At 57.0% G+C, this 19,121-nt stretch carries 13 protein-coding genes; 6 read left to right on the forward strand and 7 right to left on the reverse strand.

Features of this window, described 5'->3' with window-relative positions:
• Positions 1 to 96 precede the first annotated feature (96 nt).
• Positions 97 to 276 (forward strand): hypothetical protein, encoded by a 180-nt coding sequence (locus EGH23_RS19200; protein WP_220581603.1) that lies wholly within the window; start codon positions 97 to 99, stop codon positions 274 to 276.
• Between the two features lie 91 nt (positions 277 to 367).
• Here the strand turns inward: EGH23_RS19200 and EGH23_RS19205 are convergent, their stop codons facing one another.
• The 4 genes from EGH23_RS19205 to EGH23_RS19220 all read right to left on the reverse strand — a co-directional run bounded on the left by EGH23_RS19205 (position 368) and on the right by EGH23_RS19220 (position 7,662).
• On the reverse strand, positions 368 to 2,929 hold the full coding sequence (locus EGH23_RS19205) for a GH32 C-terminal domain-containing protein (protein WP_220581604.1): 2,562 nt from the start codon (positions 2,927 to 2,929) through the stop codon (positions 368 to 370).
• A 3-nt stretch (positions 2,930 to 2,932) separates the two neighbouring features.
• On the reverse strand, positions 2,933 to 3,904 hold the full coding sequence (locus tag EGH23_RS19210) for a DUF1349 domain-containing protein (protein ID WP_220581605.1): 972 nt from the start codon (positions 3,902 to 3,904) through the stop codon (positions 2,933 to 2,935).
• A complete protein-coding gene (locus EGH23_RS19215) occupies positions 3,901 to 5,748 on the reverse strand; it encodes an ABC transporter substrate-binding protein (protein ID WP_220581606.1) in 1,848 nt (615 codons plus the stop codon). The genes EGH23_RS19210 and EGH23_RS19215 overlap by 4 nt, the downstream gene beginning before the upstream one ends.
• Before the next feature lie 264 nt (positions 5,749 to 6,012).
• Positions 6,013 to 7,662 carry a glycoside hydrolase family 32 protein gene (locus EGH23_RS19220; protein ID WP_268899486.1) on the reverse strand — a complete coding sequence of 550 codons (1,650 nt, stop codon included), beginning with the start codon at positions 7,660 to 7,662 and terminating at the stop codon, positions 6,013 to 6,015.
• A gap of 214 nt (positions 7,663 to 7,876) precedes the next feature.
• Here EGH23_RS19220 and EGH23_RS19225 point away from each other — a divergent pair, with 214 nt between their 5' ends.
• From EGH23_RS19225 to glpR, 5 genes are all read left to right on the forward strand, one after another.
• Positions 7,877 to 8,716, forward strand: coding sequence for an ATP-binding cassette domain-containing protein (locus EGH23_RS19225; protein WP_220581608.1), 840 nt, complete (start codon positions 7,877 to 7,879; stop codon positions 8,714 to 8,716).
• A gap of 172 nt (positions 8,717 to 8,888) precedes the next feature.
• On the forward strand, positions 8,889 to 10,100 hold the full coding sequence (locus EGH23_RS19230) for a sugar ABC transporter substrate-binding protein (protein ID WP_220581609.1): 1,212 nt from the start codon (positions 8,889 to 8,891) through the stop codon (positions 10,098 to 10,100).
• A gap of 9 nt (positions 10,101 to 10,109) precedes the next feature.
• Positions 10,110 to 11,144, forward strand: a complete 1,035-nt coding sequence (locus EGH23_RS19235; protein ID WP_220581610.1) for an ABC transporter permease — start codon at positions 10,110 to 10,112, stop codon at positions 11,142 to 11,144.
• A 790-nt stretch (positions 11,145 to 11,934) separates the two neighbouring features.
• On the forward strand, positions 11,935 to 13,086 hold the full coding sequence (locus tag EGH23_RS19240) for a PTS fructose transporter subunit IIC (protein WP_220581611.1): 1,152 nt from the start codon (positions 11,935 to 11,937) through the stop codon (positions 13,084 to 13,086).
• A gap of 184 nt (positions 13,087 to 13,270) precedes the next feature.
• Positions 13,271 to 14,035 carry an HTH-type transcriptional regulator GlpR gene (gene glpR, locus EGH23_RS19245; protein WP_220581612.1) on the forward strand — a complete coding sequence of 255 codons (765 nt, stop codon included), beginning with the start codon at positions 13,271 to 13,273 and terminating at the stop codon, positions 14,033 to 14,035.
• Positions 14,036 to 14,331: 296 nt separating this feature from the next.
• On the opposite strand, the gene EGH23_RS19250 is transcribed toward glpR, so the two are convergent.
• From EGH23_RS19250 to EGH23_RS19260, 3 genes are all read right to left on the reverse strand, one after another.
• A complete protein-coding gene (locus tag EGH23_RS19250) occupies positions 14,332 to 15,729 on the reverse strand; it encodes a glycoside hydrolase family 68 protein (RefSeq protein ID WP_220581613.1) in 1,398 nt (465 codons plus the stop codon).
• Positions 15,730 to 15,953: 224 nt separating this feature from the next.
• Positions 15,954 to 17,261, reverse strand: a complete 1,308-nt coding sequence (locus EGH23_RS19255) for a glycoside hydrolase family 68 protein (RefSeq protein WP_220581647.1) — start codon at positions 17,259 to 17,261, stop codon at positions 15,954 to 15,956.
• A gap of 534 nt (positions 17,262 to 17,795) precedes the next feature.
• Positions 17,796 to 18,830: a carboxylate--amine ligase gene (locus tag EGH23_RS19260; RefSeq protein WP_220581614.1), complete on the reverse strand. Its 1,035-nt coding sequence runs from the start codon at positions 18,828 to 18,830 to the stop codon at positions 17,796 to 17,798.
• Positions 18,831 to 19,121 lie beyond the last annotated feature (291 nt).

Here is a 19,121-nt window from a genome sequence, read left to right on the forward strand (position 1 = left end):
AATACCGATGATAATTAATAATGGTTTGCCAATATTGTACTGTAGAACTGCTGAAATGGACGATTTACCGTATTGAGTCGGTTTAATACAGTAACAATGCCACCCGAGGGATATCAGACGATAACGGTCAGCGAGGAGACGGCCGCGTTGCTCGCGGCGGTCATGGAAGAGTACAGCGTTGAAAGCAAGGCTGCCGCTGTCGATGTGGCGGCGACCATAGCACTGGAACGTGACGAAGCAGAACTGGCGCGACTGCTGGCAGAACAACTCAGTTGAGAAAGCGAATCGACGGGGGGACGCGGAGCCGTCGGTCGCGTTGGCTGCCGTCAGACCGAGTTGCGGCGTCTTCTACAGGCGCGAATGTTGGTTACTGCTTCGACGGGCGCCCGTTGGAGAGCAGTGAGCGGCTGGTGGCCGACCCATCCGTCTTGACTCTGTTCTGGTGCTCGACGACCGCCTCGAATGGCAGGTCTTCGTCACCCGAGACAGTCCCATAACGTGGTTCACTGACCAGATCACTCTGTTTCCCCGAACGCGCTTCGCTGTCGAGGTGGTCCCAGATCGCCCGCATTCGATACGCGGCGAGCGACTGGAGGCGTACGTCGCCGTCAGCGTCGATACTATATCCATCGCTCGCTTCGAGTTCTGGATACACCCTCGAAACAACGAGTTCTGACTCGTTGGCGAACACCTCGATAATCGAACGGTCGACGAAGACGTGGAGATCAACCGATCCGTCGTCATTAGTCGGCACATCAACAGACCGCGTCTCTGACCGACTGTCTTTGCGCGGTCGGTCGGTCGCTGTCGAGGACGAACTGTGGTCGATGGTAAGCGTCTCTGCCTCGAAGTCATAGGTAATGGGTGTCACCTCGGTCCCGTCAGGATGTTCGAGGACATTTAGGGTCACTTCGGTCGCGCCAGCCGGTTCTATTGTCGTCTCGATTTCGACGCTATCGTAGTCAAGTTCCGAGAGCGGGCGATCCCCCTCGCCACCATTGCCGCGGGCAAGCGTGATCTCTGAGCGCGTGATCGGGTCGTACCGGTCGTCGCGGGCGTTCGCGGTTTCCTCGGTCGGCCGAATACGGAAGGTCCCGTCCTCGGCCTCCGAGAGCGTGTGGGGAATCGAGATCATCGTGTCGGCCCACCCGTCGTCGAATTCGAGGACCGGCGTTATCCAGCCAAACATTACATAGCGGTCGTCCTGTGTCTCCATTGCCTGTGGAGCATAGTACTCACCGTGAGCAACGTACCCCTGCTCCTCAATGTCGAACTCGCCGGCCTCGGCGTCCCATGTCCCGAGGTTGTACCCGACCGTTTCGTCGGCGAAGAAGCCCAGCGACCAGTGGACCAGCGATTTGTTCTCGAAGTTGAACAGCTGTGGACACTCCCAGAACCCGACTCGGTCGCCGGTAATGGTCGTGTGGAACTCCCAGTCGTCGGTTTTCGGGTCGTCGGCTCGGAAGACGATAGCCGCGCCGACGTTCCCCTGTAGGCCGCTCCCAACAATGTGGTACCATGTCCCATCTTCCTCCCAGATGTGGTGGTCTCTGAATCCAGCGGGATTAGCGAAGGGAACGCTTGCTTCATCACCATCGTACGGCGGGACGAACGCACCCATCGGGGGCGTATCCATCAGTGGGTTCCCGTCATACTTCTCGATATTCGTGAGATCACCGTTCGACCCCGCAGCACGACAGGGAAGTTGCTTCTGGGCGGATCCGTTGAGATGGACCTCCGGGCCGACGCCGGTATAGAAGAACAGTGCTTCATCGCCGATATTGACACCACAACCAGTGAAAATACCGAACTCACCGTGTTCGTCGGGTTCGGGAGCCAAGGCGATAGGGCGGTCTTCCCAGTGTATGAGATCGTCGCTGACTGCATGTCCCCAGTGCATGTTCCCCCAGAAGTCCCCATGGGGGTTGTGCTGATAGAACAGGTGATAGGTTCCTTCGTACTCGACCAGCCCAGCGGGATCGTTGTTCCAATTCGCCGGCGGTGCGAAGTGATAGCGCGGCCGATACGGATTATCTGCGAGTCGTTCTCTGAGTTCGAGGAATCCCTCCTCGCCTCGTGGACGGTCCTCACCAGGCAGTCGCTTTTCAGTTCCCTGTGGGAGATACGACAGCGCGTTCGAGAGTAACTGTGTCAAATTTGCTCGATGTGCATCCTCGGTAGCATCGGTGAAGCGCACACCGGTTGCCATGCCGAGGACTGTACCCTCACCTTCGTACCAGGAGACGAACGGCTTGTGAGTTCGCGCACGCTGCCCGTCTCTGGACAGATAGGCCAGTACTTCGCCGTTCTGCGGGCTGTTCAAGCTCCAATAGAGAGTTGAATCATGGTGATCGCGCGCGTCCGTCTTCGTCGTGAACTCACGGCTGTCAAAGCCATCGAACACTGGGTGATCAGTATAGAGGTCGCGCTTCGAGAAGCCAAACGTCGACCCTTCGCTGTCGGCGGCGTCGGTGTCTGTGGGCAGTGGCTCGAACCCGAGGACAGTCACCGCTTCGAAGGCATGTTGGGTCAGTAGGAGTCCCCCACCATTCTCGACGTAAGACGCGAGTGCTGACTGTACTTGGTCGTCGTAGATGGGCGAGAACTCGTTGACACTGTGATCGCGGTGCCACCACAGGGCGTCGAACGAGTCGAGGGCGGGGGTACCACGATCTCTATCCTCGTCTCGCTCGTTGCTGTCTTCGGGCGGCCCACGACCGTTTCCAAGGTTATCCGGCGGACCGCGCTCATTTCCAACGTTATCCGGCGGCCCACGGCCGTTTCCGGGATCTTCCGGCGGACCGCGACCGGATGATCGGAGACTGTCGAGCTCGACCGTCCGGACGTTCTCTGCCGTTGATTCGAGCCACGAGAGTGCGGCGTTCTGTTCTGTCGTCAGCGTGCCTTGATGGATGAATCCGATGTTCATGGATTATGGGTTCCGCACGGTGAAGTCGTCGAACTCGGTTCGACAGCGCTCGCCTGCGAGCGAGACGGCCCACATGCCGACGTCCTGCACGGACGCCGCCTGTGGGACCTCGACGGTTGTCATCTCAGTGAACGTGTCGCCGTCGATGCTATACGACGCCGTGTAGCTGGCGCCGTCCTTTTCGAGGCGGAGCCACGTCGACTCCTGAGTGGTGTCGCCGTAGTAGGTCGGCGGAAATGGCGCGCCGCTGGCCGTCCCGTCGCCGTTCTGATCCCATTCTACGGAGAACCGACCGTACGCTTCGTCCCCGGGACTCGTCCCGAGTCTGTCTATGGTCTCCGGTGGCGAGACGAGGGCGCGGACCATCCCCTTGCCGCCGTCTTCGCTCGCCGGAGCGTCCATGTCGTTCCGGACGACGAGACCGCCCTTCGTGAACGGACTCGTTTGTTCCTGACTGACCACCTGAACCGTTACTGACCCACCATCCTCGAGACCGTTCGGGCGGTAGATGGTGTTGAAGTTGTTGACACCACGCCATGCGTCGGTCCCGGTTCCCGCGATAATGATGGGATTGTCGTTCGCTCCGAGACCAAACTCACCGTCGTCGCCCTGAAACCCTCGTCCGTTCCACGTTCGGTAGCCGTCGGGAAGGGGCTTCAGGGTCAGAACAGTTTGTGACGTCCCACCGATTTCGACAGTATGTTCGCCAGCTGTCTCGACCGTATGCTCGAGTGTAATTTCGACACGTTCCATGCGCCGCCACTCCTCGACTGCCGTCCGAATTTTATCCGACTGAACTGAGACCGTTTCGCTGGCAACGGCCTCACCGTCGACAGTCAGCGTCAGATCTACGTCAGCAGGGTCACGATCGCGGTTCCAGATGCTGGCGGTCGTTTGAATGCGGTTCCACTCGGGGAGCGACACGGTTATCGACGTGTCGCGCAGGCCGTCGGTGTAGAGTGAATCGAGTGTCATCGTTGTTCGGTTGCTTGGATATCGCCGGTGCGTGGTAGGTGCGTACTCGGATACGCAACGTCCAGTTCCGATGCATCGGGGAACGACCAGCCCTCGTCGTCCAAATAAGACACGGAGGGACGGTAGTACCCTTGCAGATACGGCACTGTCTCGTTGACAATCCAGGCGAGTTCTCGGACGAGACGGCGTTCTTCGTCCTCCTCGTTCGCTCGCTGTAAGGACGCGAGCGTCTCACGAATATCGACTTCTTCCTCAGGGCCGCCCGGGTTGGCGTAGGGCGGCACTGAGACGACGGGACCGAATCCGAGGTCGGATGCCTCGCGCATGAGCATGTCGGCCCGGAATGTGTGATATGGGTGCGTCTGTGCCATGTGGCCCCACTGCCGCGCGGGCAGGAACGCGAAGATGTCATCATGGACACCGACGTCAGTAAACTGCTCGACGACGCCAACCGGCGCGGCGAGGTCCGTCCCGTTGAACCAGCTATCTTGGATGTCCGGGTCCTGATCGCGGAAGAACTCGTTAAGTTGGCGTTCGAACGAGCGGACACCGTAGTACCACGCCGGTTCGCTCGGACTCTGCGATGCGCTCGTATCCTGCGTCGGGTTCGGCGCGCCGATCATCCCCAGCGTCAGTGAACCGCCCCGCGAGTCGTTCCAGATCTCCCACGTCCGGGAGAAGCCAAGCTCTCCGAGTAGTTCCCCGGCGCGCTTCTCGTCGCCGTACATCTCGAACTTTCCGAGTTCGCCATCGAGATATTTCCGTGTCTGGGCCGGCGAGAGGCCGGTTTGGAGTGCCACGGACTCGACAACGGAGGCAGTCATCGATTCGACGGCCTCCGCCGAGCTGAAGATATGCGCGATGGCCTTGCGGAATCGTCGGTTCTGAAGGTGGGGGTGTTCGTGATTCAGGAGGATCCCCCACCCGCCGCTACTCTCGTTGGTCACCTCCTGCAACGAATTGTCCAATGAGTCGCCCGCTGCCTCTCGGTACTCCTCAGGGAAGTGGGCCTCTCGAGTGCCATCGAATCGCCCCGCAGCGAGGCCATCGAGGACGGCATGTTCGGACTGATGCGACTCGAAAGAGTAGGTCTGCCAGTTGATCTCGTCTGCCGCCGGATGGCTCGCTGCGGGTTCGAGTACGACTCCTTCGTCGGTCTGGTCAGCGTATTTGAACGGTCCTGTTCCGACAGGGGGACCGTCGTCGTCCGCTGCCAGTGAGAGCGATGCCGCGGCCGACGGGCTTGTGTTCTCGAAGTAGGTCGGCGAATGGCTAACGTGCTGTGTGAGGACGTCGAACAGCAGTACGTCGACGTTGACGTCACCGTCGAAATCAATAGCGACGGTTCCGCCCCCACCTCGACGGGGTTCGCGGGCCACCGAGACGTCGCTGATAACGTTCCAGTATGCCGCGTCCGCCGCCTCGTCGAATTGGAACTGCCTGACGATGTCGCTGGCCGTAACCGGTTGGCCGCCGATCGTTTTCCCCGACGCGGTTGCGACGGAGTGCCACTCGTAGTCGTCCTCGAGTGTAACGGTCAGGCGTTGGTCCTCGACATCCCACTCGTCTGCAAGCACTGGAACGAACTCGTCGTCTTCGGGGTCGTACTCCGCAAGCGGTTCGTATAGGAACGCCTCGATGGCCGGGACGCGGTCCATCTCATTTCGAGGGTTGAACTGCGCCGTGTCGGTCGCCGCAGCGACCGGAACCCTGAACGTGATGTCCTGTCTAGTCTGTGCACTTGATACACCTGTCTCCATGCCGACCGCCGCTGTCCCGCCGGTCGCTATCGCGAGCGACTGGAGGATACTGCGACGGCTATAGGTGGCGAACGTATCGTTCATCTCTCTTAGCTCCCGATGTCGTGGCTCACAACTGCTGGCACACGACGTATCTACCCGGTAAGTGATTCGTACACAAATAATTACTGCCATCAAAAAGAGCTTCGAGCATCGCGCTATCGAGTGGAGGCTCGGATAGTCGGTCGTCAGTTTCTATGGGAAGTTGTACCGTCTGAAAGCGAGGAAATAGGCGTCCAAGGTCCGAAATCTGCTTTCGGTAATTGAGGTGCGCTACGCAGTCGAATCGTTTCGCCTTCCTGTGAGCGGTTACGATTCGGTAGACAGATCGTATGCTATCAGGTGTTCCAGAGTCGCAGTGCCGCCGTCGGCGAATAGCGAGACGCCAGTGCTCTCCCAGTCAGGGAACACGAGATTCGTCATCGTCTTGCGTCCCTCGTTGGCGAATATCTCCACCGAGGATCTGTCGACGAATACGCGTAGTTCTATCGTTCCGTCACAGAGGGGCTTCAACGGTGCGTCCGCGACGCCGTATTCACCTTCGTCGAAGAACTCGCCCGCGTTCGTCCTGTCGAAGCGGAGTTCTTCATTCGCTGCATCGTAGGTGATGATGCTCGCCTGTTCGTCTCCCTCTCGGACTCGGAGCCCAACTTCATCGGCGTCCTGCGGGTCAATAGTCGCGACGATCTCAAGCGTACGCCCGTCAACGTCTGTTCCGCTTAGCGGACCGCTAGCCGAAGCCTCTTGAGAACAGACTTGATCAGCATTAGACGGCGTAATCTGTTTATCGCTCAGTTCCGCGAGTTGCTCCTGACGAATCTCGGTCAGTTCGCTCGCGGGGTGTTGTCTCACTTCGGGCCCATCGTCACCGTCGACAAGTGAGATGGTCCGCGGGACGGTCATCTCGCCCTGCCAACCATTATCAGGCGTCTCCATCGCGTAGTTCCAGTTATTCATCCACGCGATATAGAGACCTCTGTTTTCTGGCGTGTTCGCCCAGTACTGCGGTGCATAGAAGTCGAACCCGTGGTCCGCTCGAATGGCCTTTTCGGCAGTAAACTCGGTTCCGTCGAAGCAACCGATGTGGTGCTCGACACGCCGGGGATCCATGGCCGACATCGAAACTACCCATGCTGATTCGTCAGTCCCCTCCACGGGAAGTTGTTCGAGGTTCGGCGTTTCCCATGGTTCGCCGCCGGATTCGTAGGTACTCAGATACTCCCAATCTTTCAGGTTCGAGGACTCCCAGATTTCGACGCCAGCCGGGCGGTTCTCGGCTGGACTGACGCGTGTGATGACCATGCGCCAGTTCCCGTCGGATTCGTACCAGAGCGGCCTCGGATCACGCCAGTCGCCGACGTCGCTTGGGAGGACTGGATTCTCCTCGTACTTGTGGACGGTCTCGCCGTTGTCCGTACTGTATGCGACGCGCTGGTCTTCGATTCCGGCGGCGTCGAACCCGTCGCCATAATGATGACCGGTGTACATAGCCACGAGAGCGTCTTCGCCGAATCCGGCCGTATCGTTCTCATCGATGACGGCTCCACCGGAGAACGGCGAGATACCCGCAGTGTCGCCCGGCTCGACGGCCGGGATCTTCGTCCCGTGTTCGGTCCAGTTGATGAGGTCTGTACTCGTAGCGTGGTCCCACCGCCGCGGCCACTCGCCCGCCTGATAGAACAGGTGGTACGTACCGTTCTTATATACCAGTCCGTTGGGGTCGTTCATCCAGCCTTCGGACGGCGAAAAGTGGTACTCCGGTCGGTACGGTTCGGCGTCTTCCGCAGCAGAAGCGGTACTAGCAAAGGACGGAAGACCATCGACTCCGCCGGCCAAGGCCGCGAACGCACCGGCCCCTATCGTCCGTGTGAGGCTTCGTCGAGTGAGCTGTAGGTCAGTCTCCGAGGTCTGGGCGGTTCCGTCAGAGGTCTCTATTGTTTCTGAGTCGTCTCCGTGCATAGGTGATGCACTTCCCTGTAGCTAACCAACTATCATAAATATTTGCCTACGTGGCACGAAAACATCAATCACTTCCGACAGATAATATAACTAATCTTTCGAAAGAGAGTCTAGTGCGACACTCCCGAAACGCAAGTGACCGAACAGCACCGTTATTTATTTATATTATTTTCCACTCAGTTTGGGGTACGTGGTAGCACACGGAGCAGATTGTATGACCAACGACGATACCCCCCTCATCGCAGTAGACGGCATCGAGAAACGCTTCGGAACAGTAGAGGCGCTGTCGGGCGTGAATCTGGAATTAGAAGATAACGAAGTATTGGGTCTCGTGGGCGACAACGGTGCTGGCAAGTCCACGCTCATCAAGACGCTCGTTGGGATCCACCAACCGGATGCCGGCGAGATACGATATGAGGGTGACCCCGTGACGATTGACGACCCGAAGGGCGCACGAGATCTCGGTATTGGGACCGTGTATCAGGACCTAGCGCTCGTCGACGAACTGTCGGTGGCTTCGAATCTCTTTCTCGGGCGCAATCCCGTCAAGAAGATCGGCGGGCTCATCCCCGTGATTGACGAAGACCACATGAACGAAGAAGCAGAGCGCATCCTCAGAGAACGGCTGAACATCCACGTCGACCCCGAAACGCCGGTCGAGTATCTCTCAGGCGGGGAGCGACAAGCGATTGCCATCGCGCGAGCGCTCGTCACCGACCCTGACATCGTCCTCCTAGACGAACCGACCTCTGCGCTCTCCAAGGCAGCGGTCAATCAGGTTGAGGAACTCGTTGCCACGCTCAAGGACAACGGCCATTCGGTCATCATCATCGACCACAACCTCGAAGAGATATTCTCCTGGACCGACCGCATTGCGGTCCTCTACAACGGTCGCGTCGTCGACGTTGTAGACACCGAAGGCGTAACCCGAGACGACATTGTCTCGATGATGATCAGCGGGCAGCCGGCTAGTGGCGCTGGTACAACCACAACAGATCCGGACGAACAACGTGCCGAATCAGAGTCGACCACGTCATCTTCATCAACCGCGTAGGCGAACTCGCTGCACCTGTCTCGATTCTCATCGTTTTCGGATATGCCACGACCGCCATAGCAGCCTCGCTATCAGAGAAATGCTTCCAGTTGGGACCTTTGTCAATGATAGTTAGAAAAACTTAAGTATAGTTAACTATCATTCTATCTCGGGAACACATCCCATACTAGCCATGCGAGTAAGCAGACGTAATCTCCTGAGAGGGATAGGTGCAGCCAGTTGTTTCGGTGCGGCCGGTTGTCTGGAATCCAGCGGGGATTCGGACGGCGGGTCGACGAGTAACGGTGATGGCGGCGCGTCGACGGGAACCGCCAGCGGCGGGAGCGGCTCCAACGGCTATCACTTCGGCATCTCCATGAAAGGGATGGGGCAAGCGGGCCTGTTCGTACAGGGCCTCGCCGGCAAGTGGTACACGCAGGACACCCCACACAAAGTGACCATCACCGACGCGCAGTTCGAAGCCTCCAAGCAGACCGAGCAGGCCATCAACCTGCTCAACCAGGACGTCGACGGCATCCTCCTGAATCCATCGTCGGGGGAGGCGTCCGCGAAGATTGCCCAGCGAGCCGCAGAGGAGGACGTCCCGGTGATGAACTTCGACACCGCAACGTTGAGCAACGAGGTCATCCTCGGCAACATGTTCGGCCAGCGGCGCGGTGGAAAAGTCGCCGCCGAGCGGTTTGTGAAGCTGCTCGAAGAGCGAACCGGCAGCAAGGAAGCGAAGGTGATCACCAGCGTCTTCACGTTCTCGGCTCCGACCAGCCAACAGCGACTGTACGGGTTCACCGAGAATCTACCCGACAGCGTGGAAGTCGTCTCGCGCGTCGAGAGTAACGGGACCGCAGAAGAAACCACGCCGAAGATGGTCAACGCCCTCCGGGCAAACCCCGAAGTCAATGCCATCTACTCCAATAACGTCGGGAGCGGAATGGGCGCACTACAGGCGCTCCAGCAACTCGACCGCTACAAGAAGAAGGGAAAGGAGGGCCACGTCATGGCGTTCGGTATCGACGGCGGGCCGACCCTCAACCAGCGTATCGAGGCGGGCTACTACGACTTCGCCGTCGACCAGCCGCTTCACTTCTACGCCCCGATGACCATCGAGCTCATGATAGACTACATCGAGGGTGGTAAAGAAGCGCTGCCGCAGGTCGGCTCAACGGTCAAACCCGGTGAGGACCTCACCGTCGAGAACAAGGAGGTCTTCGGCGTCAAGCCATGGAGCAAGAACTTCTGGGGGCCGGCCCCGATGACGGAGTTCACGTCTAACGACAAGACGTGGTTCCCATGGCTCAAAGCTCGACACGCTATGATCACCGAGGACAACGCTATGGAACCGTACCTCTACGGCAACATCGCACGCCGCTACCAGGAACAACAGTAACCGCCGATAATGAGTGCTCTGACAAACCTGTCGTCGTCCGTGGAGAGCCTCCGCGGCGCCAACCGAACCCAGACGCTGTTGTTCCTCATGGACAACCTCATCTGGCCCATTCTGTTGGTGTCGTTCCTGTTCTTCTCGGCATTGCTGCCCGAGATTTTCACCGAATACAGTAACATCCGATTCTTGCTGTATACGAGTGCAGGACTCGGTGCGATCACCCTTGCGGAGGGTATCTGTCTCATCAGTGGTCACTTCGACCTATCGGTGGGGTCGATCGCAGGCTTCTCGGCGATGACCGGGGCGTTATTCTTGACGAAGTGGGCCCCGGGGATGCCCGGTGTCGTCGGCATCGCCATCGTCCTCGGGATGGGCGCGCTCGTCGGGTTTGCGAACGGCTTCTTCATCAGCAAATTCGGCGTGAATCCATTCTTGCAGACTCTCTCGACGCTCATCATCTTCGAGGGTGGGATTCTCGTCCTCTCCTCGACGTCGATCTACAACCTCCCGAAGACGTTCACCTACCTCGGCGGCGCGACACTTGACCTGCCGCTGTTCAAGCCGATGCCTGTCGCCGTCTTCTTCTTGTTCGCGCTGTTCGTCGCCGTCTTCCTCTGGCTGACGAAGACGCGGTTCGGCCGTGCTATCTATGCTGTTGGCGGTGACAAAGACGCCGCCGCGGAGGCCGGCATTGACGTCGACAAAGTCGTCATCAGTGTCTACGTCCTCTCCGGAATGCTCGCCGCGACAGGTGGCCTCCTGCTGACCGGTTTCACTGGTGGGGCTACGCCGACACTCGGGACCGCCCAGCTGTTCCCGGCGTTCACCGCGGCGGTCATCGGCGGTATCAGCCTGTTCGGTGGCCGTGGGAACGTCCTCAACGCACTGGGCGGTGTCCTGCTGCTTGGCACGATTAGCGCCGGCCTCGTGATGTTGAACGTCGGTCCACAGATCGTCCAGACGGTCAACGGCGTCATCTTGTTCGCGGCCATCCTGCTGTATACCTTCGTCGGCCGATACCGCGAACGACTCCTCTCGGACCTCTAAGGTCCTCAGCTTTCTCCATCAGCCGTTTCCGTCTGGCTACAAGATGTCTGTTACTCAACCTCGGCAGCGAGTGTAACTGCTGTCGTGTCGAACTGTACTCATCTCCGATCGACACAAACGGTCATGGTAATCAGCAGTTGCGCAGGCCATGGTCCGCCGGGTGAACCGCCACAGAGTCACGTGGTTCGAGAGAGCGAGCTCGCTCGCCATCACGAGACGGTACAGCTGTCTCCAATAACTCCGAGACACTCGACCTGCTCCGTCTGTAGATATCGCCCAGTCACCAGCGACACTCGGTGCTTGGCCATAGAGAGTTCGGCGACCAGTTGCTCGATTGGTGCGTCTCTACTGCCTCGTCGTCGAGTGGTCACGCCCTATCAGGAGAACATCCGATGTGAGCCCTGTTCGGTTTCCCGAGTAAGGGGGCAATTTCACACAGAAACGCACGCCGTCTAACATCGGTACCGGTGTTATTCTCCTCGCCGATACGTGAAACGGTACCAAGATACGTATATAACTGTATGGGTGGGAAACGAGAGGAATCGGCCGACCGGCGGTCAGCCGAACCGAATCAGAGACGATTCGGCGGCTTCGAGAACACCGGCTGCAACCGGCATCTCGCCGATAGTGACGAACCGCGTGGGCGTATACGAGGATATGCTCTCGAGACTGGCAGACCAATCAAAAATGTGCAAACCCCCTAATATTTGCTCTTTCCTGTTCACAAACGCGCAGGAATGGGAAATTACACAAATATTATAATTGACGAAGTATAGAGTTTTGGTAGGCCATGTCAAAGGAACTCCTGGAGGGGGCTCTGCGAAAGTACCTCACGTCAATTCGCGAAGACTTAATGACCGGAGTATCGTATATGGTTCCGTTCGTAACAACGGGTGGACTCCTCTTGGCGATGGCATTCGCCTATGCCACGTTCTTTGGTGATGGGACGGTCTCCGTCTTTGAGACGACCGGCTCAATCGGATGGTTTCTCGCACAACTCGGGACCGCTGGGCTGACGCTGATGGTACCAGTCCTCGGTGCCTACGTCGCGTATTCCATCGCAGATCGCCCGGCTATTGCGCCAGGTTTCATCCTTTCGTACATTATCCAGCAAGGAACGGTATTGGAGGTCGCTGGTGAAGCCATCGGGTTTCCCACCGCGACAGCCCAAGCAGGCTATCTCGGTGCACTCGCTGTCGGTCTGCTTGTGGGATATGTTGTCAGCTACATCCGATCCCTAGCTGTTCCTGACGCGCTCAAGCCAATGATGCCGGTATTGATCCTTCCGGCAGGGACGGTGCTGTTGTTATTTCCCGTTGTGTTATTCTGTATCGGCGTGCCCGGTGCAATCGTCAACCAGTGGTTGCAGCGATCGCTGATCGACATTCAGGGTGGACAGGCTGTCGTCGTCGGGATGCTCCTCGGAGCGATGATGGCCTTCGATATGGGTGGGCCGGTCAACAAGGTAGCCTACCTGTTCGCGTTTGACCTATTGCGGGCGGGCATCTACGAGCCCATGGCTGCCGTCATGATCGCGGGGATGACTCCGCCAATTGGAATGGCCATTGCCACCGTTGTTGCCCCCCACAAATATCCCGACACGATGTACGAGAACGCGAAAAGCGGCGTCATCCTCGGATTGTCATTTATTACTGAGGGCGCAATCCCCTACGCCGCGGCCGATCCCCTCCGGGTCATTCCTGCACTTGTTACAGGTAGTTCCGTGGCCGCAGGCCTCTCAATGGTTGTCGGTCTCACGATGCGGGCCCCGCATGGTGGTCTGTTTGTGGTGCCTCTCTCGAATGCACCAGCGGCATTCGTGGGGATCACCCTCTTGGGATCGCTCATCACTGCTGTGACGGTGACACTTATCAAACCGGACCCAAACTGTGACGAGGAGGCTGGTAGTGAAGTCTCCTCGATACGCGCAATGCGGAACTAAGATAGAAATGAAAGCTGCTGTGCCGTACCAATCAAAGTTCACCCACACAAACCGATATATGTCCCGGGGAGTGGTATTCCCTGCCAGATATACAGAGTACAAATAGACAGATAAAGACAAATAGTCCAGATAGAGGATAATAGACGGCTGAATGTGGACATACAATTAACAACCGATACTAACGATGCTACCAGAAAAACGTAAACGGCTCATCGTCGAACGAGTGACTGAACGAGACGGCTGCAAAGCTGCCGTTCTCGCGGAGGAATTGAGCGTCTCGACGGCAACGATTCGTCGCGATCTCCGCGCCCTCGAAGACGAAGGCCGGATCGAACGGTCACATGGGGGTGCTGTCCCAGCGACGGCACTCGCAAACGAACAGTCCTACAGTCAAAAAGAGGTCCAGCACTTAGAACAGAAGCGATTGATAGCCGAACGCGCCGAAAAGGAAATTCGCGACGGTGAGGTCGTCTTCTTTGATGCGGGAACGACCACGATGCAAATCGCTAAACGAGTCGAATCGGAGCAATCCTTCATCGCGGTCACCAATTCTCCACTCCAGGCCCACACTCTCGCGGAAAATAACTTCAGAGTGAAACTCACCGGTGGGACGTTCCGGGAAGAAACGCGAGCCTGTGTTGGCCCAAGCGCCGAGCGGTTCATCGATCGAACAAGCTTCGATCTGCTCTTTCTTGGAACAAATGGTATTGACCCAAAAATAGGCCTGATGACTCCAAACGAATCAGAAGCAGAGATAAAGTCGAAAATCGTCGATGCTGCCTCACGCGTTGTCCTTGTTGCTGATAGTTCAAAAATCAACCAACAGAGTTTCGTTCGCTTTGCTGGGCTTGAGGATATCGATCTCCTCGTCATTGATTCGGTGGATGACGCAGGTGTCTATGGGGCTTTTGAAGACGCGGGTGTGACTATCGCCGAGGTATCGGACTGACCGACAACGCACAGACCAGCGAGCGGTTCTAGCAGTCGAACTATCTCGCACTTGACCACCAAGATGGGTTGCTCAGAAGGGAGACGAGATGTTTACAAGTTCGAGAACGTCATCAGCGGGAAGGTTCTGACATCGTCGACGCCAGAACGGCAGACGGTGACAATGCGATTTAGTGACATTCTCCGTGCAGGCTTTCCCGCCCCTAATTTTGTACGACTGTGCCAGTCAGGGCACCCGCAAAAATCGGATTCGGAACTGCACGCTACCGAGAGGGGGAAGCTCGCCGAGACGCTTCGCTAGTTGTTCCCGTTGCCACGCGAGCGTGCGCCGATAGATGCTGGGAACTGACCATCCTTGAGCTCCGTTGTGATGCTCGTGTCGGTCCCGTCGATATCGACCTTGAGGCTCGGAGCAAGCGTACCACCGAACGCCTCCTTCAGTTCGTCGCCAGGCAGCCCAAGCGTGTCGACGTCTTGGAAGTTCACGAAGCTCTCGACAATACTGTCCTTGCCATGGGGCATCGCGAGCCACGAGTACGTCTGGAAGGGAGCTTTCTCCGGATTCGCCACAACGAGACTGCTCCCGTTGAGCGGTTCCATCTCACTGTCGTACAGGCCGTCTGCGGCAAATCCGTGGAGGGCTTCCGGCCCCGGCGGTTCGCCCTCTTTTTCGAATCGGCCACCATCGCTCCAGAGCTGGGGAGCGTACGTGAACTCGTGGGTGATGAAGAACAGGTACCATTTGTCTTCGTGGAAGACGAAGTGAGGTCGTTCAGTCTGCTGGCTTACGCCCACTGCCTCGAAAATCGGCGGCTTCAGTTCCCACTCGGTGAGATCCTCGTTCGTCGCTTTCGCCGCACCGATGTTTCCGTTGTAGTTCAGCGGGCTATTCGGATTGTCGTTCTCCGTGGGCGTGTTGCCCTCGAAGATCATCCAATCTTCGCCAGTCTCGGGGTGCTTGAAGTACCACGGGTCGCGGAACGCAGTGATGATTCCGCTGGAATCTTCCAGTTGTTCGTACATCTCGCCGTCGGCCTCAGCAAGAATGTGGTGGGACTCGGACTCAGTAACGGTAACGTCCTGTGGTCCGGTTTCGACGGTGGCCCCTTTCGCCAAGGCGAGGCGCTGGCGTGCTTCGGGGAGTGCGTCTGCGGCCGTATAGAAGTGGTAGATCTGCTCTTCGTCCTGGTCGTACATCGCAGAGCCGGCCCACGTTTGGTTCCCGAGGAAGGCATCCTCATCGAAGACTTCACCACCGAACTGCCAGCCATTCGGTCCCTCACTTTTGCCAGTTCGGGAGTAGAAGTACCCCACACGTGCGTAGTTGTGACGATCTCCTGGAACCTCGATTGCTGGGTGGCTCTTATCAGCCACTAACGAGAAGATGATTTGCCAGCCATCGATGACTGCAATCGACCCATCTCGATTCCGGAGCGGCCACGTGTCCCAGACCCAGTAGCCTGCCTCTTCAGCAATCTGCGTGGGGTCCTCATCGAGGTACGGGGCAGTGTTTTCCTCCGTCCGTTCGATTTCAGCGGCCATCTCTTCGGTCCACTGCGCTGGTTCCTCTACTTCGACTGCTGCAGCCGATCCACTCGTCGCTCCGATACCAACTGTGGCGGCAAGGCCAACAGCGCCGGTCGTTCGAAGGAACTTGCGACGTCCAAGCTCGCGTTTGGAATTATCTTCCGTCATTCCATCTTCTCGTAGACCGGTTTTGCACATAAGTCTTTATACTTAATGTATAGTCTAGAAATAAGAAAACAATAGAGAGAGTTGCCACTGTGTAAGAACTGAATCGGGACCCTCCCATCCGGAAGATGTCTCGATTCGTTATTGGTACAGCCCACTCGGCGAAACGATACCGAAATCGGTATCACAAGGGCCTCATACCGAAAATTAGGCCATTTATGAGTCTATTACCGTGACCTGTTTGGAGACCGTGAGGATTTGATTGATGGGAGGAAATGACCATCCTGAAGCTCGGTTACGATGCGAGTCTCCGCTCCATCAAGCTCCAGTTTGAGACTGGGCGCAAGTGAGCCGCCGAAGAGCTCTTTTTGCTCTTCTGGTGGAAGGTATCCCACCTCATCGAGGCTAATCGCACCGCGTGACGTGTCGTCGAGACCTCGGAAATTCTCGAAACTCTCAGCGACGATCCCATCACCGTGTGGCATTGCAAGCCACGAGTACGCTTGGAACGGTGCCTCGTCGGGATTCGAGATGACCAACCCACCTTCGTTGAGTGGTTCGTAGTCCCCGTACATCGAATCAGCCACAAACCCATACAGCGCGTCAGGGCCACTCAGTCCTGGCGCAAACGTGAACTGGTGGCTGATGGTGAACAGATACCATTTGCCGTCTTTGAACACGTAATGTGGGCGCTCAAGCTGCTGGTTGGTACCGATAGCTTCCAGAACCGGCGGCAGCAGTTCCCACTCGGTCAACTCGTCGTTGGTCGCTCGCATGACCCCGATATTTCCGTTGAAGCTCTCAGGGTTGGTGGGGTCTCGGCTCCCAGTTGGCGTGTTTGCTTCGAAAACGACGAGGTCTTCGCCGGTTTCGGGATGCGTGAAGTACCACGGGTCACGGAAAGCGTAGACGATCCCTTGCTCGATCGATTGTTCGTAGGTCTGGTACATCTCGCCATCTGGGGTCCCCATGATGACGTGTTCCTGCTCGCCAACCAATTCAACGCCTTTGGGGCCCGTTTCGATTGACGCTCCTTTCCCAAGTGCAGGCTTCTGCCGGAACTCAGGGTAGGAACTCACAGCCGTATAGAAGTGGTAGATCTGCTCCTCGTCCTGGTCGTACATCGCCGAGCCAGCCCACTGATGATGTCCGAGTGGCGCATCAAACGCTTTCCCACCTTCCTGCCAGTCGTGTCCGTTACGCGAGTAGAAATAGCGGATAGTCGCTTCGTTGTGCCGAGCACCAGGGACGAGATCATCTGGAGCCGTCAGCGAGAAAACGATCTGCCAGCCATTGATCTTCACAATCGAGCCGTCCCGCGTCCGGAGTGGCCACGTATCCCAGATCCAGTAGTCGTCGGAGATAGACTCGGAGTTCTCTTCGATAACCGGCGCGGTGGTGTCGTCAGTAAGTTCGATATTCGCTGCTTCTGCTCGTGTCCACTGGTCAGCCTCACGCGGTTCGACGGCGGCTGCGGATCCGGTCACCGACGACAGCCCAAGACCGGCGAGACCAACGCCAGCAGCCGTTTTCATGAAGTCTCGTCTATTCGCCTTCGTCGCATCGTCCTGGTCGAACATCGTGGGTGAAAATATTTACTACAGGTGTAAAAAGAATTTTGGCGGACATAATAATCTATATACGCATTCGTTATATTTTGAGTGCTTGAAAAAATGAAACAACGATTTTCTGATAAGATAGGCTGGCAATGAATATGGATGTAGCGTCGAGATATGGGCAGGAATTGAAAGTATAACGGATTGGCTCTACGGTATTTATTATATAAGAATTCTGTAATGATTAGTAGTCTGCTATCGTCTCAGAGACGATTAGAACGCCAATATAACAATATTATTTTATTTTTCTGCCCTTACGAGTTCGCTTAGCCACTCCATCATTCGTCAAACTAAGTGAGAGCGGCTCAGTGAGCTAATGACTGCGTACCGTCATCAGGGCCCGTTCTATTGAATTACTGAGCTCTCGGTATGAATGAACGTATATGTCCGAAAGCCAGCAAACTGCACGAAAATAAGTCCACCTGACAGTATACTCGCATCTCTCAGTGAGCACTACTGGGAGGGCTCAACTCGAGAGCTATTAATCGGCCCGTCGACGCTAACGACGGTCGAAACAAGCATTTGGACGGCCTCGGAGACGTGTGGTAGTGGATCGGAAAGTCGGATATTCGAGTTGGTCGAGCGTGAGGCCAAATCAGTCATGACTGCTGGAACACTTGCCGGTCGAGCGAGTGCATGGAGAAGATCGCCTGAGAGCGGCCAGTGTACTCGAGCCGGCGTGAACTCGAACTCCGGCGTCGTGCCGGCAACCAGATATTCGACGAGTGCTCGAGGAAAATTCATTCCCGATATGACGCCAAGGGCCATCGACCCCCAGAATTTCGGATTACACTCCAGCAGATACGGGTTCCCCGCAGCGTCGTTCTTGAATTCGAGCATGACCACGCCATTCCAGTCCAGCGCAGACAGCAGCGGGTCGGCGTAGTCGTACAGCTCCGGATCGAGAAGTGACTCCGCACATACGCTTTTACCGCCCGAGGGCGGTGCCTCACGGATGCGACGGTGGGCATAGTAACCGTGACATGTCCCATCGAGATAGAAGCCGAAGAACCCACGGCCACGCCCACTGAGATACTCCTGGTAGAGCGGCGCAGACTCGTGTGTCGAGACATATGCCCGGTAGGCTGCTTGCAGTTCCGTCGGGGACTCAACATATCGGAGAAACCGTGGCTCCGTCTCACTGCCCGTCTTAAAGACGCCTGACTCTCCAACCGTCTCAATAGCACGCGGTATATCACTGGACGACTGGATGCGAACAGACGTCGGTCTCGGAATTTCCATGTCATCGGCCAGTAGGTAGAGGTCGTGTTTGTCGATAGCCCGACGGAGCGACGTCTTCGGGGGAAGAATCGGATCGAGCGGAACTGGAATCTCGTCACGATACTCCGAGACAATTTCAGTTGTACGGCCCCCAACGGGAATAACATAATCGTACCCGTACTCCGCAACGACAGCTGCCAATCTGTCGGCATACTCCGCAGGATCGTCAGCGCGGAAACGGTGAGTACGAGTGGTGTATCGCGACATGGACGCAACCGAACCAGGGTACTGCGCAACCGTTCCGATGGAGTCAGTAAGTGGATGGATAGCGCGAATGACGGTTAACGACTTTTTTTCGAATCCGTCGGTAACCAACACGTCCATATGACTATATACCGCACAACGGACAGTTTGTAATAGTGAGATTATTCCGCATTTCGGGACTTAAAGCCTCTGTACGGCTGAGATATGCACCGATAACTGACCATCCGAGAGTGTTCAGCCAGATAATAGTATCAGCAGATAGATCACTGATTTTTCAGCCGATGTAGAACTTAT

The organism is Haloarcula nitratireducens (genome assembly GCF_019599505.1).